Here is a 20,046-nt window from a genome sequence, read left to right as displayed (position 1 = left end):
GCCGCAGGCTGCGATCTTTTGATCTTCAACGGATGTCGGCGCGGCGCCAAACGCTGGCCAACCAAGGCTGCTGCTCCCGCGGCAGCCCCGCCGGCCGGTAGTAATGCTCCAGCTCCACAAAACCCGCCTCGGTCAGCAAATCCTGCCACGCCTGTAAATCGTGATACGCCCCATAACGCGGCCCGTTCCAGCCTTCCTGATTCTCGCCACGCGGATTGGAACTGAACAACACACCGCCCGGTTTCAAAGCCCCACGCAGTTCCTTCAACACCCGAGGCAATTCCTGGCGCGGAATGTGAAACAGCACCGCATTGGCAAAAATCCCGTCGAAACGCTCGGCCGGCAAATCCAGTTTCAAGAAGTCCTGCTGCCAGACCTCGCAGCCGCTGTCTTCGCGCGCCATCTGCGCAAACTTTTCCGAACCATCAAGCCCGACAGCGGTGTGGCCCATGCGCGTGAACGTTTGCAAATCACGCCCCGGCCCGCAGCCAAAATCGAGAATGTCGAACGGCGCCTCACCCTGGATGTGCCGCAACAGCGCATCGATGTTCTGGCTGACATCGTGATCACGCGTCCCCTCGCGAAAGCCTTCGGCCACCGAGTTGTAATGGCCCAGGGTGGTGGCGGTGATCTGCTCGAGATCGTCGGGAGTCTGTTTCATGGTCGACTGCGCAGGTAATTGGAATTCGCCGAATATACGCCATCAAGTCTGGGACTGCTTCGCAGTCCATCGCGAGCAGGCTCGCTCCCACAGTTGATCTTCAGCGGACACAAAACCTATGTCCGACACTTTCCAATGTGGGAGCGAGCCTGCTCGCGAAGGCGATCTCACAGACATCGACCTGTTATTTCTTACAGTATCGGCCCGGCCAAAAAAGGCTCAGTCTTTCCTCGACCCGAGCGAAGGACCGTCGATACCGTGAACGATCATCATCACACCCCGACCTTGACGGTCTTGGATCCGCGTTCGCTGGCAATCCGAGGCGTGGGCTACTGTCGTCATCCAGACAAATCGGATATCGAGTCGCGCATTACCCGACAAGTCTTCGACGCTGTGGGGCGATTGATTGAATCGTGGGACCCTCGATTGTGGGAGACATCGCCGAAGCCGAATCTGACCACCGTCTACGGCTTGAGCGGTCAGCCTTTGCAGACGGACAGCGTCGATGCCGGTTGGCAGCTGAGCCTGCTGGATCAGGCCGGCTCGCTGTGTTCGTTCTGGGATGGCCGAGGCAATCAGCGTCACATCGACTATGACGATCTACAACGCCCGACGACCGTCACGGAACAGCCTGCCGAAGCACTACCGCGTGTGGTCGAGCGATTGACCTATGGCGACTCCGATCCAGCGTTTGCTGTGTATAACCAGTGCGGGCAGCTGATCCGCCATGATGATCCGGCCGGTGCACAATTCGTCGTCGACTACGGACTGACCGGTTCGATGTTGATTGAAAGCCGATGCTTCCTTGTCGACCTTGAAATACCTGATTGGCCGTCTGAGCCAGACGCGCGAGACGCATTGCTGGAAAATCAGTCGTTCGTCACCTGCCACGCTTTTACTCCCACCGGCGAGATCCGCCGTCTGACCGATGCCATGGGCAATGACCGGACGTTTGGCTACGACGTGGCGGGCAAACTGCGTGAGGTCTGGCTTTTACTGGATGGGGAGGCAAACCAACCGCAACGGCTGGTCAGCGACATCCAATACAACGCCTATGAGCAGATCGAAAGCGAAACGGCCGGCAATGGTGTGGTGACGCGTGCCGACTACAGCGCCGATGATGGTCGTTTGATCAGGCTGATGGCGCAAGCCGGTGATCAAAAGCCGTTGCAGGACCTGAACTACTGCTACGACCCGGTGGGCAATATCGTTGAGTTGGAGGACAAGTCCCAATCCGTAACGTACTTCGATAACCAGCGCATCGACCCGATCAACCACTACCGCTACGACAGCCTGTATCAACTGGTCGAAGCCAAAGGCTGGGAAGTCGCCACACCAGGCCATGGACCCGCGCTGCCAGAATTGCTGCCCATGCCGCTGGACCCCAATCAGCGGCGCCAATACACCCAGCGTTTCGATTACGACCCGGCGGGAAATCTGATCACCCGTCACCACAGTGGTGCGCCGGGGTTTTCAATGTTTACCTCAGCCAGCAGCAACCGAAGCCTGGCGCAGCGGGACGATGACTCACTGCCCGGTGAGCCCGACATCGATTCAGGCTTCGATGCTGGTGGCAACCAGCTGGAGCTGCAACGCGGGCAAGCCATGACCTGGGACATTCGCAATCAGTTGAGTCGGGTGACCCTGGTCAAACGCGAAGACGAACCCGACGATTACGAATGGTATGCCTACGACCGTCCCGGTCATCGGCTGCGCAAGGTGCATGTCAGCCAGACCAATCGTCGGCCCCTGCGCACGGAAGTACGTTACCTCCCCAGCCTGGAAATCCACCGACAGGCCGATGGTGAAGAGCATCACGTGATCAGCGCCGAAGCAGGACGTTGCAGCGTTCGAGCCTTGCATTGGCCCGAAGGCGCCCATGCTGACCAATTGCGCTACAGCCTCGGCGACCACCTCGGTTCCAGCACGTTGGAACTGGACGCCAACGCAGGTGTACTGACGCAGGAACACTATTACCCCTTCGGCGGCACGGCGTGCTGGGCAGGGAAAAGTGCGCTAGTGGCGAAGTACAAAACCATTAAATACTCGGGTAAAGAGCGGGATGCGACGGGCCTTTACTATTATGGTTATCGGTACTACGCGCCATGGTTGCAGCGCTGGGTAAGTTCGGATCCGGTCGGAACCGTTGATGGTCTGAATTTATTCTTGTTTGTTAATAATGGTGCTGTCTCATATAAAGATCGTAATGGTTTAACGAGGGAGGACTCTGCATCAATGATGCGAAGCGCTAAGAGTGCGAGCCTTGGTGCTGATCGTGCGCTGATTAACTTTAGGCAGGAGAGCAGTGCTCGAGAAAAATTCAAGCAGCTTGTCAATGTTGTGATAAATAGGAATAAAGAGCTAAAGGCTTTGGGTGGTTTTGTATTTTCTGCGGATATAAATACACCACACGATAAGGCTTTTTTTTGGAGCGGTGATGGTCGCGACTCAAACGGACGTGTCGTTGTAAGTGCAATGTATACTGCACAATTTATTGCCAGTAGAGCCCAGGGGAAAACTGTTGAGATGACGCCTGGTGGAAAGCAGTTAGATGAGTATAAAAACGTAAATAGCCTAATCGTAACTCAGCATTCGTCGGGGTATATGTATTTGAATGAGCGATTCCAATATGTGGACTCTCCGATGCTTAGAGCTGATTTTCTTGCTAATGGTGCTCTGAAAGTTGGGGCAGGTGTGAGGACCACTATTGGTAAGAGCTTTTTTAGCTCCGATGAGAACCCCTTGAATGCTCAGCGCAGTAGTGTTGCCGCAGCGTTATGGGATGTGACTTCCATTCGTTTTGCACGCGCGGCAACAGGCGAGGTTAATGTAGTTCATGCGTCATCAGTCCATGATCCCTATTTTAGCAGCCAGCAATATTTAAGTAAGACATGGTTTGCGAAAGAGAGAGTAGCTTTGCAAGAGGAAGGTAAAACTACGATAGTCGAGCGATTTTTGGAAGATTTACAAATTTGGGAGCGACAAAAGCCAAGGTAGTTGCTCGCTAATCGGGAGGGCAGTACATAGGTCGAGTCGGGTTGATACAGGCTGCCTTGCTAAATGGAGAAGCAGTGTCTAGAGGTTCAATACTTGGTAGGAGCGGGCACGCCCGCTCCACATTCAAAGAGGGTCAGCGCTGCTTCATGCCCAAGCATTCAATGGACCGATCAACCATCGCCTTGGCGATCTCCAGCAAATGCCAAACAGAAAACACCATGGCCCTGTCGGCACCTTTGAGATGATAACCGCACTGATATGCCGTGACCGAGGCACAGCGCAGCAGGTCGGCGATATAGAGCTGGGCATCTTCGAAGCTCACGTCTTTGCTGACGTTGTAGAACCGCAGCTCATCCGGTGCTCCCGGCTGCTCGCCGGTCAGGTAGAAATCGATTGCACGGTAAAGCGCGGAACGGTCCTTGAGCGGTTCGTCGGCCTTGTTGGAGGAAGTTTCTGGAGGCGGGTCGGGAACGGATTTTTCCATGGGTAAACTCCTGACGAGTTAGTTGGAGCCAACCGATATCGCGACTAAACGACTGGGGTGGCGGCTGCACGCAGGTTAGTCGACCGGTCGTCAGGAAACCCGGCGCACCCGAGGGTGCCCTGCGCACAGCCACCATTAATTTCAGGCAATAAAAACACCTGACATGAGGTGGCGCTGTGCGCCCGACGAGAATCCGGGCGACTAAACCCGATCACTGATAAGCAGTGACGGACCGAGAGTAGCCACGGGATTTTGCTGGCGCAAGCGTGCGGAATCTTCTAGGAAATGTCCTGCAAAAGAAAGGGATACGGCCTGCTGGCAAGCTGATTTTCTTGTGGGAAAACTTCCCCTTTTAAGGTGGGTGATTACCTGTGGCGAGGGAGCTTGCTCCCGCTGGGCTGCGCAGCAGCCCCCAAAAAGCCATTCAACGAGGTGTGTCAGATAAACCCGATCGTCAGGTTTTGCGATTGCTGCGCAATCGAGCGGGAGCAAGCTCCCTCGCCACAAAGGCCTCCCCAACCCCCATAATGTTCAGCGTTTGTTAAGGCCCCGAGCCAACCGATCCCCACCCAACTGAATCACCGCCACCAACACCACCAACAACACAATCACCGTCAACATGATCTGGCTATCAAACCGCTGATACCCGTACCGATACGCAATGTCCCCCAACCCCCCCGCACCAATCGCCCCAGCCATGGCCGACGAGTTGATCATCGTCACCAACGTAATCGTGAACCCCCCCACAATCCCCGGCAGCGCCTCAGGCAACAACACATGCCAAACGATATGCCAACGCCGGCAACCCATCGCCTGCGCCGCCTCAATCAACCCGTAATCAACCTCGCGCAAACTGACTTCCGCAATCCGCGCAAAGAACGGCGTGGCGGCAATAGTCAGGGGCACAACAGCCGCCCAAACACCGTACGTGGTGCCGACAATCAACCGCGTAAACGGAATCAGCGCCACCATCAAAATCAAGAATGGAATCGAGCGAAACAGGTTCACGAACGCACCCAACGCGCGGTTCAGCGTCGGTGCTTCGTAGATGCCGCCCTTGGAGCTGGTGACCAGGATCACCGCCAGCGGAATCCCCGCCAACAGCGCGATCAATGACGACACGCCGACCATCAAAAACGTGTCGATGAAACCTTGCAGCAACCGATCAAACCACATAACCCAGCACCTCTACCTGTTGCGCCCAGTTGCCGGCGCGTTGACGCAATTCTTCGGCGCCTAACGACGAGCCGGTCACCGCCAGCAGCAATTGTCCCAGCGCATGGCCCTGAATCCGTTCCACGCCACCTTGCAGCAAGCGCACGCGACCGCCGAGGGCGCTGAACAGTGCGGCCAGATCGGGCTCTTCGGTTGCGCTGCCGGTGAATTGCAGGCGCAGCACAACCGCGTCATCCGAAGACTGTGGCTGTGGCCGCAAACGGCTTTGCAGTTCTTCCGGCAACGCATGCTGCAACGGCGCCAGCAAGGTCTTGCTGACCTCATGCTGTGGGTTGCCGAAGACTTCCCACACCGGCCCTTGTTCGACGATTCGCCCGTGTTCCAGCACCACGACCCGATCACAGATATCGCGAATCACCGCCATCTCATGGGTGATCAGCACGATGGTCAAACCCAACCGCTGATTGATCTCGCGCAGCAGGCCGAGGATCGATTGGGTGGTCTCCGGGTCCAGCGCCGAAGTGGCTTCGTCGCACAGCAGAATCTCAGGATCGTGCACCAGCGCGCGGGCGATGCCGACACGCTGTTTCTGACCGCCGGAAAGCTGCGCCGGGTAGGTCTTGTGCTTCTCTTGCAGGCCCACCAGTTCCAGCAGTTCACGAACCTTCTGCTCGCGTTTGTCCTTCGGCACACCGGCCACTTTCAGCGGCAACTCGACGTTCTGCCAAACCGTCTTGGCCGACATCAGGTTGAAGTGCTGGAAGATCATGCCGATGCGCCGACGCAGCGCGACCAGGCGGTCTTCATCGAACTCGCCGATGTCGACCTGATCGATCAGCACACGCCCGGTGCTCGGTTGTTCCAAGCGGTTGATGGTGCGGATCAGCGACGACTTGCCGGCACCGCTGCGGCCGATGATGCCGAACACTTCACCGCGCTGGATCGCCAGGTCGATGCCGTGCAATGCCGCCACCGGGCCTTGCTGGCCGTTGTAGGTTTTACCCAGGCCAATGAAACGCACGTGAGCGCGGTTCAGGTCCGGGCGCAGTTCAGCCTGAACGGCGTTGTGGGGCTCTGGAATTTCCAGTCGCAGTTGGGTGGCGGCCGTCATTTTCAGCTTTCCCAGCCAGCTTGATAGAGCTTGCCGTGGGCTTTATCCAAGGCGGCGCGAACGGCGGGCGAATGCTGGTAGATGTCGACGAACTTGATCAGGCGCGGGTCGGTTTTGCTTTTCGGCTGGATCACGAACTGGATCACGTACTCCTTGTGGTCGAGGCCGTCGAACAGCAGGGGGGAACCGGCATCGAAGGTCTTCGCCAGGCGGATGTAGGCCGGATAGCCCTGGACCAGATCGGCGTCGTCATAGGCGCGTACCAGTTGCACGGCTTCGACCTGAAGGATTTTGATTTTCTTCGGGTTGGCGATGATGTCTTCTTCGGTGGCCTTGTAGCCGACACCCGGTTTGAGGGTGATCAGGCCAGCCTTGGCCAACAGTTGCAGGCCGCGACCGCTGTTGATCGGGTCGTTGGCGATGGCGACGCTGGCGCCTTGTGGCAACTCGTCGAAGCTCTTGTATTTCTTCGAGTAGAGGCCGACGTTGTTGATGATCCCCGGTGCGAACGGCACCAGGTCAAAGCCGGCGGCGGCCTTGGCATTTTCCAGGAACGGGACGTGCTGGAAGTAGTTCACGTCGATGTCGCCGGCGGCGAGGCTGACGTTGGGGGCGATCCAGTCGGTGAACTCGATGAGCTCGACTTTCAAGCCTTGTTTGTTGGCCTCTTCTACTGCCGCTTCCAGCGGGATGGCGAAGGCGGCGGTGGTGCCGACTTTCAGCGGCGTGTCGGCGGCGAAGGTGACGGAGCTGAAGAGGCCGAGGGCCAGGGCCAGTGCTTTGACTGGGTGAGTTAAGAGTTTCTTGGTCATGATGATTTTTTCCAGTCAGTGCATAAAAGTGTGGTGTTTGGGCCGGCCTCTTCGCGAGCAGGCTCGCTCCCACAGGGATTGCGTGAACACCGAAGATCCACTGTGGGAGCGAGCCTGCTCGCGATGCTTTTAACGGCGGAACGCCGAACCGGTATGTTGCTCAGGCAAATGCGCTTCACCCTGAAACAGCTTCTCGCGCAGGCTGCCGTTGTCATAAGCGGTCTTGTACGAGCCGCGACGCTGCAATTCCGGAATCACCAGCTCAATGAAGTCCACATAGCTTTCCGGCGTGACAATCCGCGTCAGGTTGAAGCCATCCAGCCCGGTTTCAGCGATCCAGGATTCCAGCTCATCGGCCACCTGCTCCGGCGAGCCGACCACGGTGATGTAGCGGCCACCGAGGGCGTGTTGCTCGAGTAATTTGCGGCGGGTCCAGTCGTTGTTTTGCAGGTTTTTGGTCGCAGACTGGATCGCGTTGCTCTTCACGTACTGGATCGGTTCGTCGATTTCGTACTCGGAAAAATCGATCCCGGTGGAGGCTGAAAAATGCGCCACACCGGCCTCGGCACTCGCGTAACTCAAGTACTCGGCATGCTTGGCCCAGGCCAGTTCTTCGGTGGCACCGACGATCACATTCAGCCCCATGAACACCTTGATGTCCTCGGGATTGCGCCCGGCCTCGACGGCACTGGCGCGAACCTTGTCCACCTGAATCTTGGTCGACGGTTTGTTCTGGCCGCTGATGAACACGCACTCGGCATGACGCCCGGCAAACACCAAACCGCGATCCGAACTACCCGCCTGGAACAGCACCGGCGTACGTTGCGGCGAGGGTTCGCAAAGGTGATAGCCCTCGACCTGGTAGAACTCGCCCTTGTGCTCGACCTTGTGCACTTTTGCAGGTAAAGCGTAGATCCGTTGCTGCGGATCGTTGAGCACCGCGCCGTTTTCCCAGCTGCCTTCCCAGAGTTTGTAGAGCACTTCCAGGTACTCGTCGGCCTGGTCATAACGACGGTCGTGTTCGACCTGTTCGCTCAGGCCCATGGCCTTGGCGGCGCTGTCGAGGTAGCCGGTGACGATGTTCCAGCCAACCCGACCACGGCTCAGATGATCGAGCGTGGACATGCGTCGGGCGAACAGATATGGCGGTTCGTAGGTCAGGTTGGCAGTCAGGCCGAAGCCGAGGTTCTTGGTGACGGCGGCCATGGCCGAGACCAGCAGCAGCGGGTCGTTGACCGGTAGCTGGATCGACTCTTTCAGTGTGACGTCCACCGAGTTTTGGTAGACGTCGTAGACCCCGACGATGTCGGCGATGAACAAGCCGTCAAACAGTCCGCGCTCCAGCAGTTGTGCCAGCTCGGTCCAGTATTCGATGGTTTTGTACTGGGTCGAAGTGTCTCGTGGATGCGTCCACAAGCCATGGTTGATGTGCCCGATGCAGTTCATGTTGAACGCGTTGAGCAAGATTTTTTTCTTGCTCATCAGATAGTCCCCCGCAGTGGCGGGTTTTCATCGTTGAGGTAGTAGTTGCCGACGGCGTGATACTTCCAGCGCACCGGGTCGTGCAGTGTGTGCACCCGTGCGTTGCGCCAATGACGGTCCAGACCGTGTTCGCTCAGGGTTGCCTGACTGCCTGCCAGTTCGAACAGCGTGCTGCCGGCGGCGAGTGAGATCTCGGTGCTGATGGCGCGGGCTTCGGCGACGGCAATCGATGCAGCGGCGACGGTCTCGGCGTTGGTGTCGGCCTGGGCTTTGTCGAGGAATTCACCGGAGCGTTCCAGCAGGGCTTCGGCGGCGTGCAGACGAATGCTCAGGTGACCGAAACTCTTGATGGTCAGCGGGTCTTCGGTGGCGTTGTCGTTGCCGGAATCAATCCACGGCCGGGTTTTGGTGCGCACGAAATGCAGCGCATCTTCATACGCCGCGCGGGCGATACCGGTGTCGATGGCGGCATGAAGGATCTGCGCCAACGGGCCGACCGGGGTCGGGCGCTCGAATGCGTTTTGAAACGGGATTACGTCTTCGGCTGCAACGTAGACGTTTTCGAACACGACCGAACCGCTGCCGGTGGTGCGCTGGCCGAAGCCGCTCCAGTCGTCGATGACCGTCAGGCCCTTGCTGTTGCGCGGGACGAACGCCAGTTGCTGAACACCGTTTTCATCCACGACCGACGTCGGGATACGCTGCGCATAGATCGCGCCGGTTGCGTAGAACTTGCGCCCGTTGATGCGATAGCCGTCACCGTCGCGGGTCAGGCTGGTGACGCGGTCGTGGGCGGTTTTGGTGCCGAGTTCCGCCAAGGCATTGCCGAAGCGCTGACCGGCCAGCACTTCTGCGTAGAGGCGTTTTTTCTGCTCGTCGCTGCCGTTCACTCGCAGCACTTCGAGGGCGTAAAAGTGGTTTTGCGGGATTTGCCCAAGTGAGCTGTCTGCCTGGGCGATCAATGCGATCACCTTGGCCAGCGTGACGTTGGAAACCCCGGCGCCGCCATATTCTTTTGGCACGCTGATGCCCCAAAGGCCCGAGCGGGAAAACACTTCCAGTTCCGGGTGCGGCAAGCGACGTTCACGGTCGCGCAGGGCGCTGTCGCGCTTGAAGTCGTCGGCCAGGTCAGTGGCGACAATCAAGGCTTGCTCATCGCTGGTTATGACCGCGACGTGGTGAGAAAGAGTCATGTGTTTCTCCAGAGGTCTGGTCGTTAAATCCAGGAATGGCGAGCGGGCAAAGTACCGTTCAAGTGGTAAGTGCCGACGGCGTGGTATTTCCAGCGCACCGGGTCGTGCAGCGTGTGCACCCGTGCGTTACGCCAATGGCGGTCGAGGTTGAATTCGGCGAGGGTGGCGCGGCTGCCGGCCAGTTCGAAGAGTTTTTCGCTGGCCAGCAGCGAGATCTCGGTGGTCAGCACTTTGGCTTCGGCCACGGCAATCGAGGCGCGGGCGGCGGACTCGGCGGTGAGCGGCGCGGCGTTGACCTGATCGAGCACCTGCCCGGCCTTGCGCAGCAGTGCTTCGGCGGCGTGCAGTTCGATTTTCAGTTTGCCGATGTCGGCGATCACGTAGAGATCATCGCTGGCCCTATCGACCTTGGCGTCGATCCATGGGCGGGCGCGGGTTTTCACGAATTCGATGGCGTCGTCGATGGCGCCGCGAGCGATCCCGGCGTCGATGGCCGCTTGAATCAGTTGTGAGACCGAACCCTGGATATTCGGCTTGTCGTTGATCTTCCAGTTATCCACCACGAGCTCGGCGTCGACCCGCACATTGTTGAGCAAAATGGTGCCGCTGGCGGTGGTGCGCTGGCCGAAACCGGACCAGTCATCAACGATGCGTAAACCTGGCGTGCCACGGCGAACGAAGGCCAGCACTTGCTTGCCGTCGTCGTTCAGCGCCTTGACGGCTACCCAGTGAGCGAACAGCGCGCCGGTGGAGTAAAACTTCTGCCCGTTGATGACGAAGCCATCGCCGTCAGCCGTGATACGCGCCTTGAGTTCGAGGGTGTTTTTGGTGCCGCGTTCGGGGCCCGCATTGCCGATCCGCCAGCCTTCGAGCACGCTTTTGAACAGCTGTTTTTTCTGCTGTTCGGTGGCGCTGCCCAGCACCAGATTGAGAATGCCGAACTGGTTCTGCGGGATCTGTCCCAAGGCTGGGTCCGCCGCGGAAATGATCGCGAAAACTTCGGCCAGGGTGACGAACGAAACCTGCGGGCCACCGTACTCGCGCGGGATGGAAATGCTGCCCAGGCCGCTGCGGGTGAACTGTTCGACTTCCGACCACGGCAGCTTGCGCTGCTGATCGCGTTTAGACGCTTGCAGGCGGGCGACTTGCGCCAGCTCATGGGCGGCCTTGATGGCTTGTGCGTCGTTGCGCAACACCTGCGCGGGCAACAACAACGGGGCGATGTCCAGATCACTCTGGACGATTGCATCTGCCAGACTGGACATCAGTGCCGCTCCTTGGCTGCACGCAATGCCCTGGCGATCTGCACTGGGGTGATTGTGTTCCGGACCATACCTACCTCACATCTCATGGAAACGTCGCAAAGGTTGCGACGAACGAAAACAAGAATGTCCGGTGGTCCGGTTCATATACCCTAAGCGTGTATAAAAAATTAATAAACTAACTTTTAGGAATATAGATAGAAGTGTGTCGTCAGCAACTGTTCACCATGCAACACATTGAACACAGGGCAACAGTTGCGCTTGCAACTGCCCGTGAATGCCCTTGTAGCCGTTGGCGACGCCTGCGTTCGGCTGCGCAGGCTTCGCCAGCGGCTACAAGGATTTCAGCGTTTGCGGGGCTCGGCGGCCATGAGTATTTCCTTTGGCCGGACCTTGAGGTAGGGATTGGCGCAACCGATCTTCAGCATGCGTGCCGGTGCCCAGCGAGAGTTGTTCCCCACCCGGTCGAGAATGCAGTAGGTCACTTCCAGCCGAAGGTCTTCGCCGGCCTCGAGAATGATCGCCGGCGGGACCCACACCTGGATCGGCTGGCCCACATCCCCCGCCTTGAGCCGTGGCAGATCCATACGCACATCGCCCCAGCGCAGGGTGATTTCATCGTCGGCAGCCATGTTCAGGTACGGCTCGATGGTCAACGGGACGCCACGCTTGATCTGGTTCGGGTTGACCCCTTGGCGGCGAATGGTCTCAGGGATATTCACCGGCTCCAGCCCCTGGTTTTCATCGCCGCACAGCGCAGATGGCGGGCCACCGGGGCAGTCGAGTTTGACCTGCACACGTGTCACCGGCGACACCGCGGGCCCTTGGCCAACCTGCATGATCCGGTAGTGGATGCGTGAGGAACCATTGGCGATGAAGCTTTCCGGCACCCGCAGGCTGACGATTTTACCGACGTCGTTGGTGGTCAGCGCCTTGGAGGCCACGTAGCAGTTGTCCCAGAACAGTTCGATCAGGTCGCCTTCATCCATGCCGGGGTAGGGCGCCACATCGATCAGCAGGTGGGCCGCCGAGGTGATATTGATGCCGCTCTTGTGTGATTGCGCCAAGGCCGGCGCCGCAAGTTCGGCTTTATTCGAGGTGCTTTTCATGGGTTTCTCCTTGAAGTCTTGCAGCGAAGTCCGTTTCTGAAAGATCAAAAAATGTGAATCGCCAAGCAACAAAGCGGTTCATTATTTTCAGATTTAAATAATGAGTGAACGTGATGATTGAAGCGTGTTGGAGACTAGATAAGAGTGCGCTTGAATAAGTGTCAATAGAGTTGGTTAGTTATGTGTTGGATACAGTGTTATTCAGAAAGCTCCTACGCGTTGAAGTTAATAAACCGCATATCCCTGTCGACTTTGGCCGCTGAATTAATGGTTTTTTGCGTCATGGGTGGAGGTGGACCACCCAAGCGTGGATGCAGGTTTTCTGAATTTTAGGCGAAGTAAATCTGTTGCAGGACATAGGTATGTACCGCACGAGATTGCAGAAAGAGAGGTATATCGTTGGTGCGAGTTATTTAAATGCTGAAGGGGGTTTTATGAAGGGCAATGTTACTTCCGTCCGTGGAAGTTAACATTATTTCAATGATGACTCAGTGGTGAGCGTTATTGAGGAACTTGCTAAGGAACTGCTTCGTCCGTTCTTCTTTCGGGTTGGCAAACAGCGCCTTGGCTTCACCTTGCTCGACGATGACACCCTTGTCGAAAAACACCACGCGATTGGCCACGTCTCGGGCAAAGCCCATCTCATGGGTGACGATGACCATGGTGCGCTTCTCCTCAGCCAGGCTGCGGATGGTCGACAGCACTTCACCCACCAGCTCTGGATCAAGCGCTGAGGTGGGTTCATCGAACAGGATCACCTCCGGCTCCATCGCCAGCGCACGGGCTATCGCCACACGCTGTTGCTGGCCACCGGACAGACGTCGCGGGTAAGCGTCTTCCTTGCCTGCCAGACCAACCCTGGCCAACAGCTTTTTGCCCAGGGCAACGGCTTCGGCGTGCGGGATCTTCTTTACGATGATCGGGCCTTCGATGACGTTTTCCAGGGCGGTGCGATGAGGGAACAGGTTGAAGTTCTGGAACACGAAGCCCACGTGCTGGCGCAAGCGTCGCACCAGACTCTGCTGCTGGTTCAGCGGGCGGCTGCCATCGATTTCGATGTCACCGACCTTGATCCGGCCGCTGGTGGGTTCCTCCAGAAAATTCAGGCAACGCAGAAAGGTGGTCTTGCCCGAGCCGCTGGGCCCGATGATCGCCACCACCTCGCCTTCCTTCACTTCCAGATCGATGCCGTTGAGCACCACTTGACCCTTGAACTGCTTTGTCAGTTTTTCCACGACAATCATTGGGTCAGGACTCCTGGTCGTGCCGATTGACTCGTTCTTCCAACTTGTTCTGCAGGTGCGACAGCACCGTGGCCAGAACCCAGTAGATCAGCGCGGCGGCAAGATACATGGTGAAAATTTCGAAGGTGCGGGCGGTAATCAGCTGCGCTTGACGGAACAGTTCCGGCACCTGGATGGTGGCGGCCAGCGCGGTGTCCTTGACCAGCGAAATGAAGCTGTTGCCCAGCGGCGGCAGTGCCGTGCGCATCGCTTGCGGCAGGATGGCCCGGCGCAGGGTCTGCGCACGGGTCATGCCGATACTGGCGGCAGCTTCCCACTGGCCGCGCTCGATGGAGCTGATCGCGGCACGAAGGATTTCACAGGCGTAGGCAGCCATGTTCAGCGAGAAGCCGATCAGGGCCGCCGGCAGCGGATCAAGTTCGATACCCAATTGCGGCAAGCCGTAATAGATCACGAACAGTTGCACCAGCAACGGCGTGCCGCGAAAGAACGACACGTAGATGCGGGCAATCCAGCTCACCAGCTTGAAGCGCGACAGGCGCATCAACGCCAGGCCAAAGCCCATCACCAGGCCGAAGAACATCCCGCCCAGGCTCAAGATGACCGTGTAGTACGCGCCCTTCAGTAGGAAGGGCGCGGAATCCAGCGCAAGTTGGAAAGCTTCTTCCATTATTTAGTGACGTCAGCGCTGAAGTATTTTTCCGAAAGCTTTTTCAGCGTGCCATCGGCGCGCAGCTTATCGATGGCCTTGTTTACCGCTGCCAGCAGCTCAGGCTCGCCTTTGCGCAGGGCAATACCGGCTTCCTGACGGGAGAACGCTTCGCCGGCTGCGGAAGTGTCCTTGGCCTTCTTGGCATATTCCAGCGCGGCGAGGCGGTCGATCAGAATGGCGTCGATGCGACCGACGCGCAGGTCCTGGAACTTGGTCGGATCATCTTCGTAGGTGCGGATGTCAGCCTTAGGCACATTGTCTTTCAACCACTGCTCGTAGTTGGTGCCCAGGCCTACGCCTACTTTCTTGCCGGCCAGATCGGCGGCGGTCTTGATGGTGTCTTTGTTCTTGGTCAGGGTCAGCGCCTGAATCCCGGAAACGGTGTACGGCTCGGAGAAGTCATATTTCTTCTTGCGCTCTTCGGAGATGGTCACCTGGTTGATCACCGCGTCCAGACGCTTGGATTCCAGGGCTGCGAGGATGCCGTCCCATTTGGTCGGCTGCAGTTTGACCTTCACGCCCAGCTCTTTGGCCAGGGCTTCGGAGAACTCGACTTCGAAGCCGGCCAGCTTGCCGTCGGCGTCGACGAAACTGAACGGTGGGTAAGTGCCTTCCAGGCCGACGTTGATCACGCCAGCGTCCTTGATTTTTTGCAGTTGCTCACCGGCAACTGCTTGCCCCAACAGGCCGGCACTGAGTGCCAGGCCCAACGAACCTACCAGCAAATTTCGACGTAGTGCGGAAAAATTCATGACAAGCCCCTGTATTTTCTTATGAAGTCGCTATTCGGAATGTTGGCAAAATCGGGATTTGGACGACTGCGATATCCTGCCCTAAAGCAGCGTATGCGTCTCGCTGCAAATTCGCCTGCGGCGTGACTATATGATGGCGCTTTTAGATAGGAAAATAATAAATATTCAGTTTGTTATTCTATTTAGAGATATGTGGTGTTTTTTGAAAGATCGCAGCCTGCGGCAGCTCCTACATGGATCGGCGTACACCTGTAGGAGCTGCCGAAGGCTGCGATTTTTTGATCTTCTGCTTCAGTTACAGAAAGTCTTTATAGGCAAACAACGCCGGCGCGCCACCGGTGTGCAGGAAGATGATCGGACCTTCATCGAAACGCTGACGACCAATCCCGTCGAGTAAACCGGCCATGGCCTTGCCGGTATACACCGGGTCCAGCAGCAGACCTTCCTGACTCGCCAGCAGCTTCACCGCCGCCAGTGTCCCGGCATTCGGCTCGCCATAGCGCGGGCCGAAATACTCGTCCCACAACTCGACCTTGAAACTCACCGGCAGGCTTACGCCCAGCAGTTCGGCAGTACGCTCGGCCAGGCCTTGAACCTTCGGTCGCTGATCTTCATCGCTACGGGAAACGGTCACGCCAATCACTGGCAAATCCGGCAGTACTTCGCTCAAGGCCAGCGCCAAACCGCTGTGTGTCCCGGCGCTGCCCGAGGCCAGGACCACGGCGGCGAATGTCAGGCCGGTGTCCTTGATCTGCTCGGCCAGTTCCAGCCCGGCGCGCACGTAACCCAAAGCGCCCAATGCGTGCGAGCCACCGATCGGTACCAGATACGGCTTCTTGCCATTGCTGCGTAGACGTCCGGCCAATGCCTCCAGCTGCTCGTCGGCGTTATCCAGGTTTTCCACCAATTCAACCTTGGCATCGAACAGGTCCAGCAACAGCCGATTGCCGTTGCCGACATAGTTGCTGTCGTCGGTGCCGAGGGGATTTTCCAGCAGCGCCACACAGCCAAGCCCCAGTTTGGCTGCAATGGCAGCGGTCTGGCGCACATGGTTGGATTGAAGCGCGCCGGCGGTGATCAACGTGTCGGCGCCTTGGGCCAGGGCATCGGCGGCCAGGTATTCAAGTTTGCGCAGTTTGTTGCCGCCCATCGCCAGCGGCGTCAGATCGTCGCGTTTGACGTACACATCGCGGCCCAACCAGGTCGACAGACGTTCGAGTTTTTCCAGAGGCGTAGGGTGGCCGAGCAGATCGAGGCGGTCAAAACGGGCGAGCTGTTGTTTGATCATGGGTCCGTACTGGCGGGGGGAGATGTCAGGACTATAGGCAGGCGTATATGAGTGGGCAACCGTCAATCGCTTATAGCCAAAAATGCTGAGCACAGCACAATCGGTTCTTAATTCGGCTTCAAGACCTTGCCGTAAAGTAATCGCCGTCAGTGCGGCCAGACAGTCCGGCCGCCCGTGAGGAGTTTTTACCGTGAGCGAGCGTTCCAGCCATTGGCAATTGCAGACCATCGTCAGCCAACTGCGTACGGCGCGTGATGAATGGCGCGCACAAAACGGCCGCGCCAGCGGCGAGCAGGGCGGTCGCGAGTTGCCTTCCCGAGCGGCCATGGTGGAAATTCTTGAGGCGCTGTGCGGGGCGCTGTTCCCGATGCGTCTGGGACCGGTGGATTTGCGCGAGGAGAGTGAAGACTTCTATGTCGGCCACACGCTGGACGTAGCGTTGAATGCGTTGCTGGCTCAGGCACGACTCGAACTGCGTTACGCCGCTCGCCACAGTGCCGAGGCCGATACCGAAGTCGAGGCCAAAACCATTTCGATCATTCAGGACTTTGCCCTCGCCCTGCCGGGGCTGCGCAGCCTGTTGGACACCGATGTGCTGGCGGCCTATCACGGCGACCCGGCGGCCCGCAGCGTCGACGAAGTGCTGCTGTGCTATCCCGGCATTCTGGCGGTGATTCACCATCGCCTCGCCCACCATTTGTACCGCGCCGGGTTGCCGCTGCTGGCGCGGATCAGCTCGGAAATCGCTCACTCGGCGACCGGCATCGACATTCATCCGGGCGCGCAGATCGGCCGTAGTTTCTTTATCGATCACGGCACGGGCGTGGTGATCGGCGAGACCGCGATCATTGGCGAGCGCGTGCGGATTTATCAGGCCGTGACCCTGGGTGCCAAACGCTTCCCGGCGGATGAGGACGGTCAGTTGCAAAAGGGCCATCCGCGACATCCGATCGTCGAGGACGATGTGGTGATCTATGCCGGCGCGACGATTCTGGGGCGGATCACCATCGGCAAGGGCTCGACCATTGGCGGCAACGTCTGGCTGACCCGCAGCGTGCCGGCGGGGTGCAACCTGACCCAGGCGAACCTGCAGCATGATGACGGGACGCAGAAGTAAATCCCCTGACAGATAAACTGTCTTCGCTGTCTGTAGGAGCAGTCCGTAGGAGCTGTCGAGTGAAACGAGGCTGCGATCTTTTCAAAGCACCACAAAACCAAAGTCAAAAGATCGCAGCCTCGTTTCACTCGACAGCTCCTACGGACAGTTCCTACAAAATCTTCCAAATCCCACGTCATACCCTTCCTTGAGCTAGCGTACGAACAGCACCGCCGAGCCCTGCGATTAGTCCTTAGCACCCTATTCATGTTTAACTTGAACGCTCATTCAAGTTAAACCACCGGTTTGCTGCCCGCTCACAACAGGAGGCTTGCCTTTGCCGAGTCCGTTATTGATTGCCCTGTTTCACCCGTTCGAGGTGCACCTTTCATGAGTGCATCGTCCACCCCCGCCAGCGGCCAGGTCCGCATGAACCCGCCGGTGTTTTACTTCGCAGCGAGCTTCATTCTGTTGTTCGGCATCGTCGTCATTGCCATGCCTGAACAGGCCGGTGCCTGGTTGCTGGCGGCGCAAAACTGGGCGGCCAACACGGTCGGCTGGTACTACATGCTCGCGATGACCCTGTATCTGGTCTTCGTGGTGGTCACCGCCTTGTCCGGCTACGGCAAGATCAAGCTCGGTGCCGACCACGACGAACCCGAATTCAGTTACCTGTCCTGGGCCGGCATGCTGTTCGCCGCCGGGATCAGCATCACCCTGTTTTTCTTTTGCGTCTCCGAACCGCTGACCCACCTGGCGCAACCACCACAAGGCGAGGCCGGCACTGCGGATGCGGCGCGTCAGGCGATGCAGATTCTGTTTCTACACTGGGGCCTGCACGGCTGGGGCGTGTTCGCCTTCGTCGGCATGGCGCTGGCCTACTTCGCTTACCGTCACAACCTGCCACTGGCCCTGCGTTCGGCGCTGTACCCGCTGATCGGAAAGCGCATCAACGGCCCGATCGGTTACGCAGTGGACGGCTTCGGCATCATCGCCACGGTATTCGGTCTCGGGGCCGACATGGGCTTTGGCGTGTTGCACCTCAACTCGGGACTGGACTACCTGTTCGGCATCGCTCACACCCAGTGGATTCAGGTCGGCCTGATCACGTTGATGATGGGCGCGGCGATCATCGTCGCAGTGTCCGGCGTCGATAAAGGCGTGCGCGTCATGTCCGACATCAACATGCTGCTGGCCTGTGCGTTGCTGCTGTTCGTGTTGTTCGCCGGCCCGACTCAGCACTTGCTCAACACCCTGATCCAGAACATCGGCGACTACCTCGGCGCCTTGCCGATGAAGAGTTTCGACCTCTACGCCTACGACAAACCCAGCGACTGGCTGGGCGGCTGGACGGTGTTCTACTGGGCCTGGTGGATCGCATGGTCGCCGTTCGTGGGCCTGTTCATTGCGCGCATTTCCCGTGGCCGCACCATCCGTGAATTCGTCTTCGGCGTGCTGTTGATCCCGCTCGGTTTCACCCTGGCGTGGATGTCGATCTTCGGCAACAGCGCCATCGACCAGGTGCTCAACCACGGCATGAGCGCGCTGGGCATGTCGGCCGTCGACAATCCATCGATGACGCTTTACCTGCTGCTGGAAACCTATCCGTGGAGCAAAACCGTGATCGCGGTGACGGTGTTCATCAGCTTCGTGTTCTTCGTCACCTCGGCCGACTCCGGCACCGTGGTGCTGTCGACGCTGTCCGCCAAGGGCGGCAACCCAGATGAAGACGGGCCGAAATGGCTGCGGGTGTTCTGGGGCGCGATGACGGCGCTGGTGACCAGTGCGCTGCTGTTCTCCGGCAGCATCGATGCGCTGAAGTCAGCGGTGGTGCTGACCTCGCTACCGTTCTCGATGATTTTGCTGCTGATGATGTGGGGGCTGCACAAGGCGTTTTATCTGGAGTCGCAGAAGCAGATCGCGCAGCTGCATTCCCTGGCGCCGGTGTCCGGCTCGCGGCGTGGCGGATGGCGTCAGCGTTTGAGTCAGGCGGTGCATTTCCCGTCGCGGGATGAGGTTTATCGCTTCCTCGACACGACGGTGCGCCCGGCGATTGAAGAAGTGACGGCCGTGTTCGTCGAGAAGGGTTTGCACGTGGTCGCTCAGCCCGATCCGGCGAATGACAGCGTCAGCCTGGAAATTGGTCATGGCGAGCAGCATCCGTTCATCTATCAGGTGCAAATGCGTGGTTATTTCACGCCGTCCTTCGCCCGTGGCGGCATGGGTTCCAAGGAGCTCAACAACCGTCGTTACTATCGGGCCGAAGTGCATTTGAGCGAGGGTAGTCAGGACTACGATCTGGTGGGTTACACCAAGGAGCAGGTCATCAACGACATCCTTGATCAGTACGAGCGGCACATGCAGTTTTTGCATTTGGTGCGTTGATCGAGAACCGGGTTTTCTAGGTCTCCGAGCTCAACGTCATGAACAGCACCAGCGCCGCCACCGGTATGCCAAACACCACACTGCCGACCACCAGTTCCGTCGTCACGGACTGGCCGGCGGTGACCACGCCGATGGCGCCGTTGATCATGGTCAGGGCCAGCCACAGCACGATGAAGCTGTAGGTCAGCGTCTGGCGGCCGAAGCCGATTTTCTCGCCGATGAATAGCATCAGCGCCAGCAGGACCAGGCCGAAGAAGATGATGATGGTGGTGTGCATGGTGA

Annotated in this window: 17 protein-coding genes; 3 read left to right on the top strand and 14 right to left on the bottom strand. The window is 58.4% G+C overall.

Annotation, left to right across the window (positions count from 1 at the left end):
* Nucleotides 1–25: 25 nt before the first annotated feature.
* Complete coding sequence (locus ACYZUD_RS22925; RefSeq protein WP_462020274.1) at nt 26–661, bottom strand: class I SAM-dependent methyltransferase; 636 nt, start codon at nt 659–661, stop codon at nt 26–28.
* Between the two features lie 258 nt (nt 662–919).
* Here ACYZUD_RS22925 and ACYZUD_RS22920 point away from each other — a divergent pair, with 258 nt between their 5' ends.
* Nucleotides 920–3,658 (top strand): RHS repeat domain-containing protein, encoded by a 2,739-nt coding sequence (locus ACYZUD_RS22920; protein WP_462020273.1) that lies wholly within the window; start codon nt 920–922, stop codon nt 3,656–3,658.
* Nucleotides 3,659–3,791: 133 nt separating this feature from the next.
* Here ACYZUD_RS22920 and ACYZUD_RS22915 read toward each other — a convergent pair whose 3' ends face one another.
* From ACYZUD_RS22915 to ACYZUD_RS22860, 12 genes are all read right to left on the bottom strand, one after another.
* Nucleotides 3,792–4,142: a DUF6124 family protein gene (locus tag ACYZUD_RS22915; RefSeq protein WP_462020272.1), complete on the bottom strand. Its 351-nt coding sequence runs from the start codon at nt 4,140–4,142 to the stop codon at nt 3,792–3,794.
* A 531-nt stretch (nt 4,143–4,673) separates the two neighbouring features.
* Nucleotides 4,674–5,318 (bottom strand): methionine ABC transporter permease, encoded by a 645-nt coding sequence (locus ACYZUD_RS22910; RefSeq protein ID WP_462020271.1) that lies wholly within the window; start codon nt 5,316–5,318, stop codon nt 4,674–4,676.
* Nucleotides 5,308–6,429: a methionine ABC transporter ATP-binding protein gene (locus ACYZUD_RS22905; RefSeq protein ID WP_462020270.1), complete on the bottom strand. Its 1,122-nt coding sequence runs from the start codon at nt 6,427–6,429 to the stop codon at nt 5,308–5,310. The genes ACYZUD_RS22910 and ACYZUD_RS22905 overlap by 11 nt, the downstream gene beginning before the upstream one ends.
* Nucleotides 6,430–6,431: 2 nt before the next feature.
* The gene (locus tag ACYZUD_RS22900) at nt 6,432–7,241 is read right to left on the bottom strand and encodes a MetQ/NlpA family ABC transporter substrate-binding protein (protein ID WP_462020269.1); all 810 of its coding nucleotides are present in this window, start codon (nt 7,239–7,241) and stop codon (nt 6,432–6,434) included.
* 129 nt (nt 7,242–7,370) lie between these two features.
* A complete protein-coding gene (locus ACYZUD_RS22895) occupies nt 7,371–8,723 on the bottom strand; it encodes an LLM class flavin-dependent oxidoreductase (RefSeq protein WP_462020268.1) in 1,353 nt (450 codons plus the stop codon).
* Nucleotides 8,723–9,916, bottom strand: a complete 1,194-nt coding sequence (locus ACYZUD_RS22890) for an SfnB family sulfur acquisition oxidoreductase (protein ID WP_462020267.1) — start codon at nt 9,914–9,916, stop codon at nt 8,723–8,725. The genes ACYZUD_RS22895 and ACYZUD_RS22890 overlap by 1 nt, the downstream gene beginning before the upstream one ends.
* Before the next feature lie 23 nt (nt 9,917–9,939).
* Nucleotides 9,940–11,181: an SfnB family sulfur acquisition oxidoreductase gene (locus tag ACYZUD_RS22885; RefSeq protein ID WP_462020266.1), complete on the bottom strand. Its 1,242-nt coding sequence runs from the start codon at nt 11,179–11,181 to the stop codon at nt 9,940–9,942.
* 341 nt (nt 11,182–11,522) lie between these two features.
* The gene (locus tag ACYZUD_RS22880) at nt 11,523–12,287 is read right to left on the bottom strand and encodes a hypothetical protein (protein WP_462020265.1); all 765 of its coding nucleotides are present in this window, start codon (nt 12,285–12,287) and stop codon (nt 11,523–11,525) included.
* A 488-nt stretch (nt 12,288–12,775) separates the two neighbouring features.
* Nucleotides 12,776–13,531 carry an L-cystine ABC transporter ATP-binding protein TcyN gene (gene tcyN, locus ACYZUD_RS22875; protein ID WP_462020264.1) on the bottom strand — a complete coding sequence of 252 codons (756 nt, stop codon included), beginning with the start codon at nt 13,529–13,531 and terminating at the stop codon, nt 12,776–12,778.
* Nucleotides 13,532–13,535: 4 nt separating this feature from the next.
* Entirely contained in the window at nt 13,536–14,201 is a 666-nt protein-coding gene (gene tcyL / locus ACYZUD_RS22870) for a cystine ABC transporter permease (RefSeq protein WP_462020263.1), read from the bottom strand.
* Nucleotides 14,201–14,995, bottom strand: a complete 795-nt coding sequence (tcyJ, locus tag ACYZUD_RS22865) for a cystine ABC transporter substrate-binding protein (protein ID WP_462020262.1) — start codon at nt 14,993–14,995, stop codon at nt 14,201–14,203. Before tcyJ ends, tcyL begins: the two co-directional genes overlap by 1 nt.
* 295 nt (nt 14,996–15,290) lie before the next feature.
* Complete coding sequence (locus ACYZUD_RS22860; protein ID WP_462020261.1) at nt 15,291–16,283, bottom strand: D-cysteine desulfhydrase; 993 nt, start codon at nt 16,281–16,283, stop codon at nt 15,291–15,293.
* A 190-nt stretch (nt 16,284–16,473) separates the two neighbouring features.
* On the opposite strand from ACYZUD_RS22860, the gene epsC reads away from it, so the two are divergent.
* Nucleotides 16,474–17,400 (top strand): serine O-acetyltransferase EpsC, encoded by a 927-nt coding sequence (gene epsC, locus ACYZUD_RS22855; protein ID WP_462020260.1) that lies wholly within the window; start codon nt 16,474–16,476, stop codon nt 17,398–17,400.
* Nucleotides 17,401–17,808: 408 nt separating this feature from the next.
* Nucleotides 17,809–19,764, top strand: coding sequence for a choline transporter BetT (gene betT, locus ACYZUD_RS22850; RefSeq protein ID WP_462025098.1), 1,956 nt, complete (start codon nt 17,809–17,811; stop codon nt 19,762–19,764).
* 16 nt (nt 19,765–19,780) lie between these two features.
* Here the strand turns inward: betT and ACYZUD_RS22845 are convergent, their stop codons facing one another.
* Nucleotides 19,781–20,041 (bottom strand): hypothetical protein, encoded by a 261-nt coding sequence (locus ACYZUD_RS22845; RefSeq protein ID WP_462020259.1) that lies wholly within the window; start codon nt 20,039–20,041, stop codon nt 19,781–19,783.
* Nucleotides 20,042–20,046 lie beyond the last annotated feature (5 nt).

The sequence above is a fragment of the Pseudomonas sp. XS1P51 genome (genome assembly GCF_054897845.1).
This window is presented reverse-complemented; position numbering and strand designations above follow the sequence as displayed.

Excerpts from the sequence above, each read along its gene's own strand:
- ACYZUD_RS22925 (WP_462020274.1), bottom strand. The coding sequence starts at position 661 with ATGAAACAGACTCCCGACGATCTCGAGCAGATCACCGCCACCACCCTG.
- ACYZUD_RS22915 (WP_462020272.1), bottom strand. The coding sequence starts at position 4,142 with ATGGAAAAATCCGTTCCCGACCCGCCTCCAGAAACTTCCTCCAACAAG.
- ACYZUD_RS22910 (WP_462020271.1), bottom strand. The coding sequence starts at position 5,318 with ATGTGGTTTGATCGGTTGCTGCAAGGTTTCATCGACACGTTTTTGATG.
- ACYZUD_RS22905 (WP_462020270.1), bottom strand. The coding sequence starts at position 6,429 with ATGACGGCCGCCACCCAACTGCGACTGGAAATTCCAGAGCCCCACAAC.
- ACYZUD_RS22900 (WP_462020269.1), bottom strand. The coding sequence starts at position 7,241 with ATGACCAAGAAACTCTTAACTCACCCAGTCAAAGCACTGGCCCTGGCC.
- ACYZUD_RS22895 (WP_462020268.1), bottom strand. The coding sequence starts at position 8,723 with ATGAGCAAGAAAAAAATCTTGCTCAACGCGTTCAACATGAACTGCATC.
- ACYZUD_RS22890 (WP_462020267.1), bottom strand. The coding sequence starts at position 9,916 with ATGACTCTTTCTCACCACGTCGCGGTCATAACCAGCGATGAGCAAGCC.
- ACYZUD_RS22885 (WP_462020266.1), bottom strand. The coding sequence starts at position 11,181 with ATGTCCAGTCTGGCAGATGCAATCGTCCAGAGTGATCTGGACATCGCC.
- ACYZUD_RS22880 (WP_462020265.1), bottom strand. The coding sequence starts at position 12,287 with ATGAAAAGCACCTCGAATAAAGCCGAACTTGCGGCGCCGGCCTTGGCG.
- tcyN (WP_462020264.1), bottom strand. The coding sequence starts at position 13,531 with ATGATTGTCGTGGAAAAACTGACAAAGCAGTTCAAGGGTCAAGTGGTG.
- tcyL (WP_462020263.1), bottom strand. The coding sequence starts at position 14,201 with ATGGAAGAAGCTTTCCAACTTGCGCTGGATTCCGCGCCCTTCCTACTG.
- tcyJ (WP_462020262.1), bottom strand. The coding sequence starts at position 14,995 with ATGAATTTTTCCGCACTACGTCGAAATTTGCTGGTAGGTTCGTTGGGC.
- ACYZUD_RS22860 (WP_462020261.1), bottom strand. The coding sequence starts at position 16,283 with ATGATCAAACAACAGCTCGCCCGTTTTGACCGCCTCGATCTGCTCGGC.
- betT (WP_462025098.1), top strand. The coding sequence starts at position 17,809 with ATGAACCCGCCGGTGTTTTACTTCGCAGCGAGCTTCATTCTGTTGTTC.
- ACYZUD_RS22845 (WP_462020259.1), bottom strand. The coding sequence starts at position 20,041 with ATGCACACCACCATCATCATCTTCTTCGGCCTGGTCCTGCTGGCGCTG.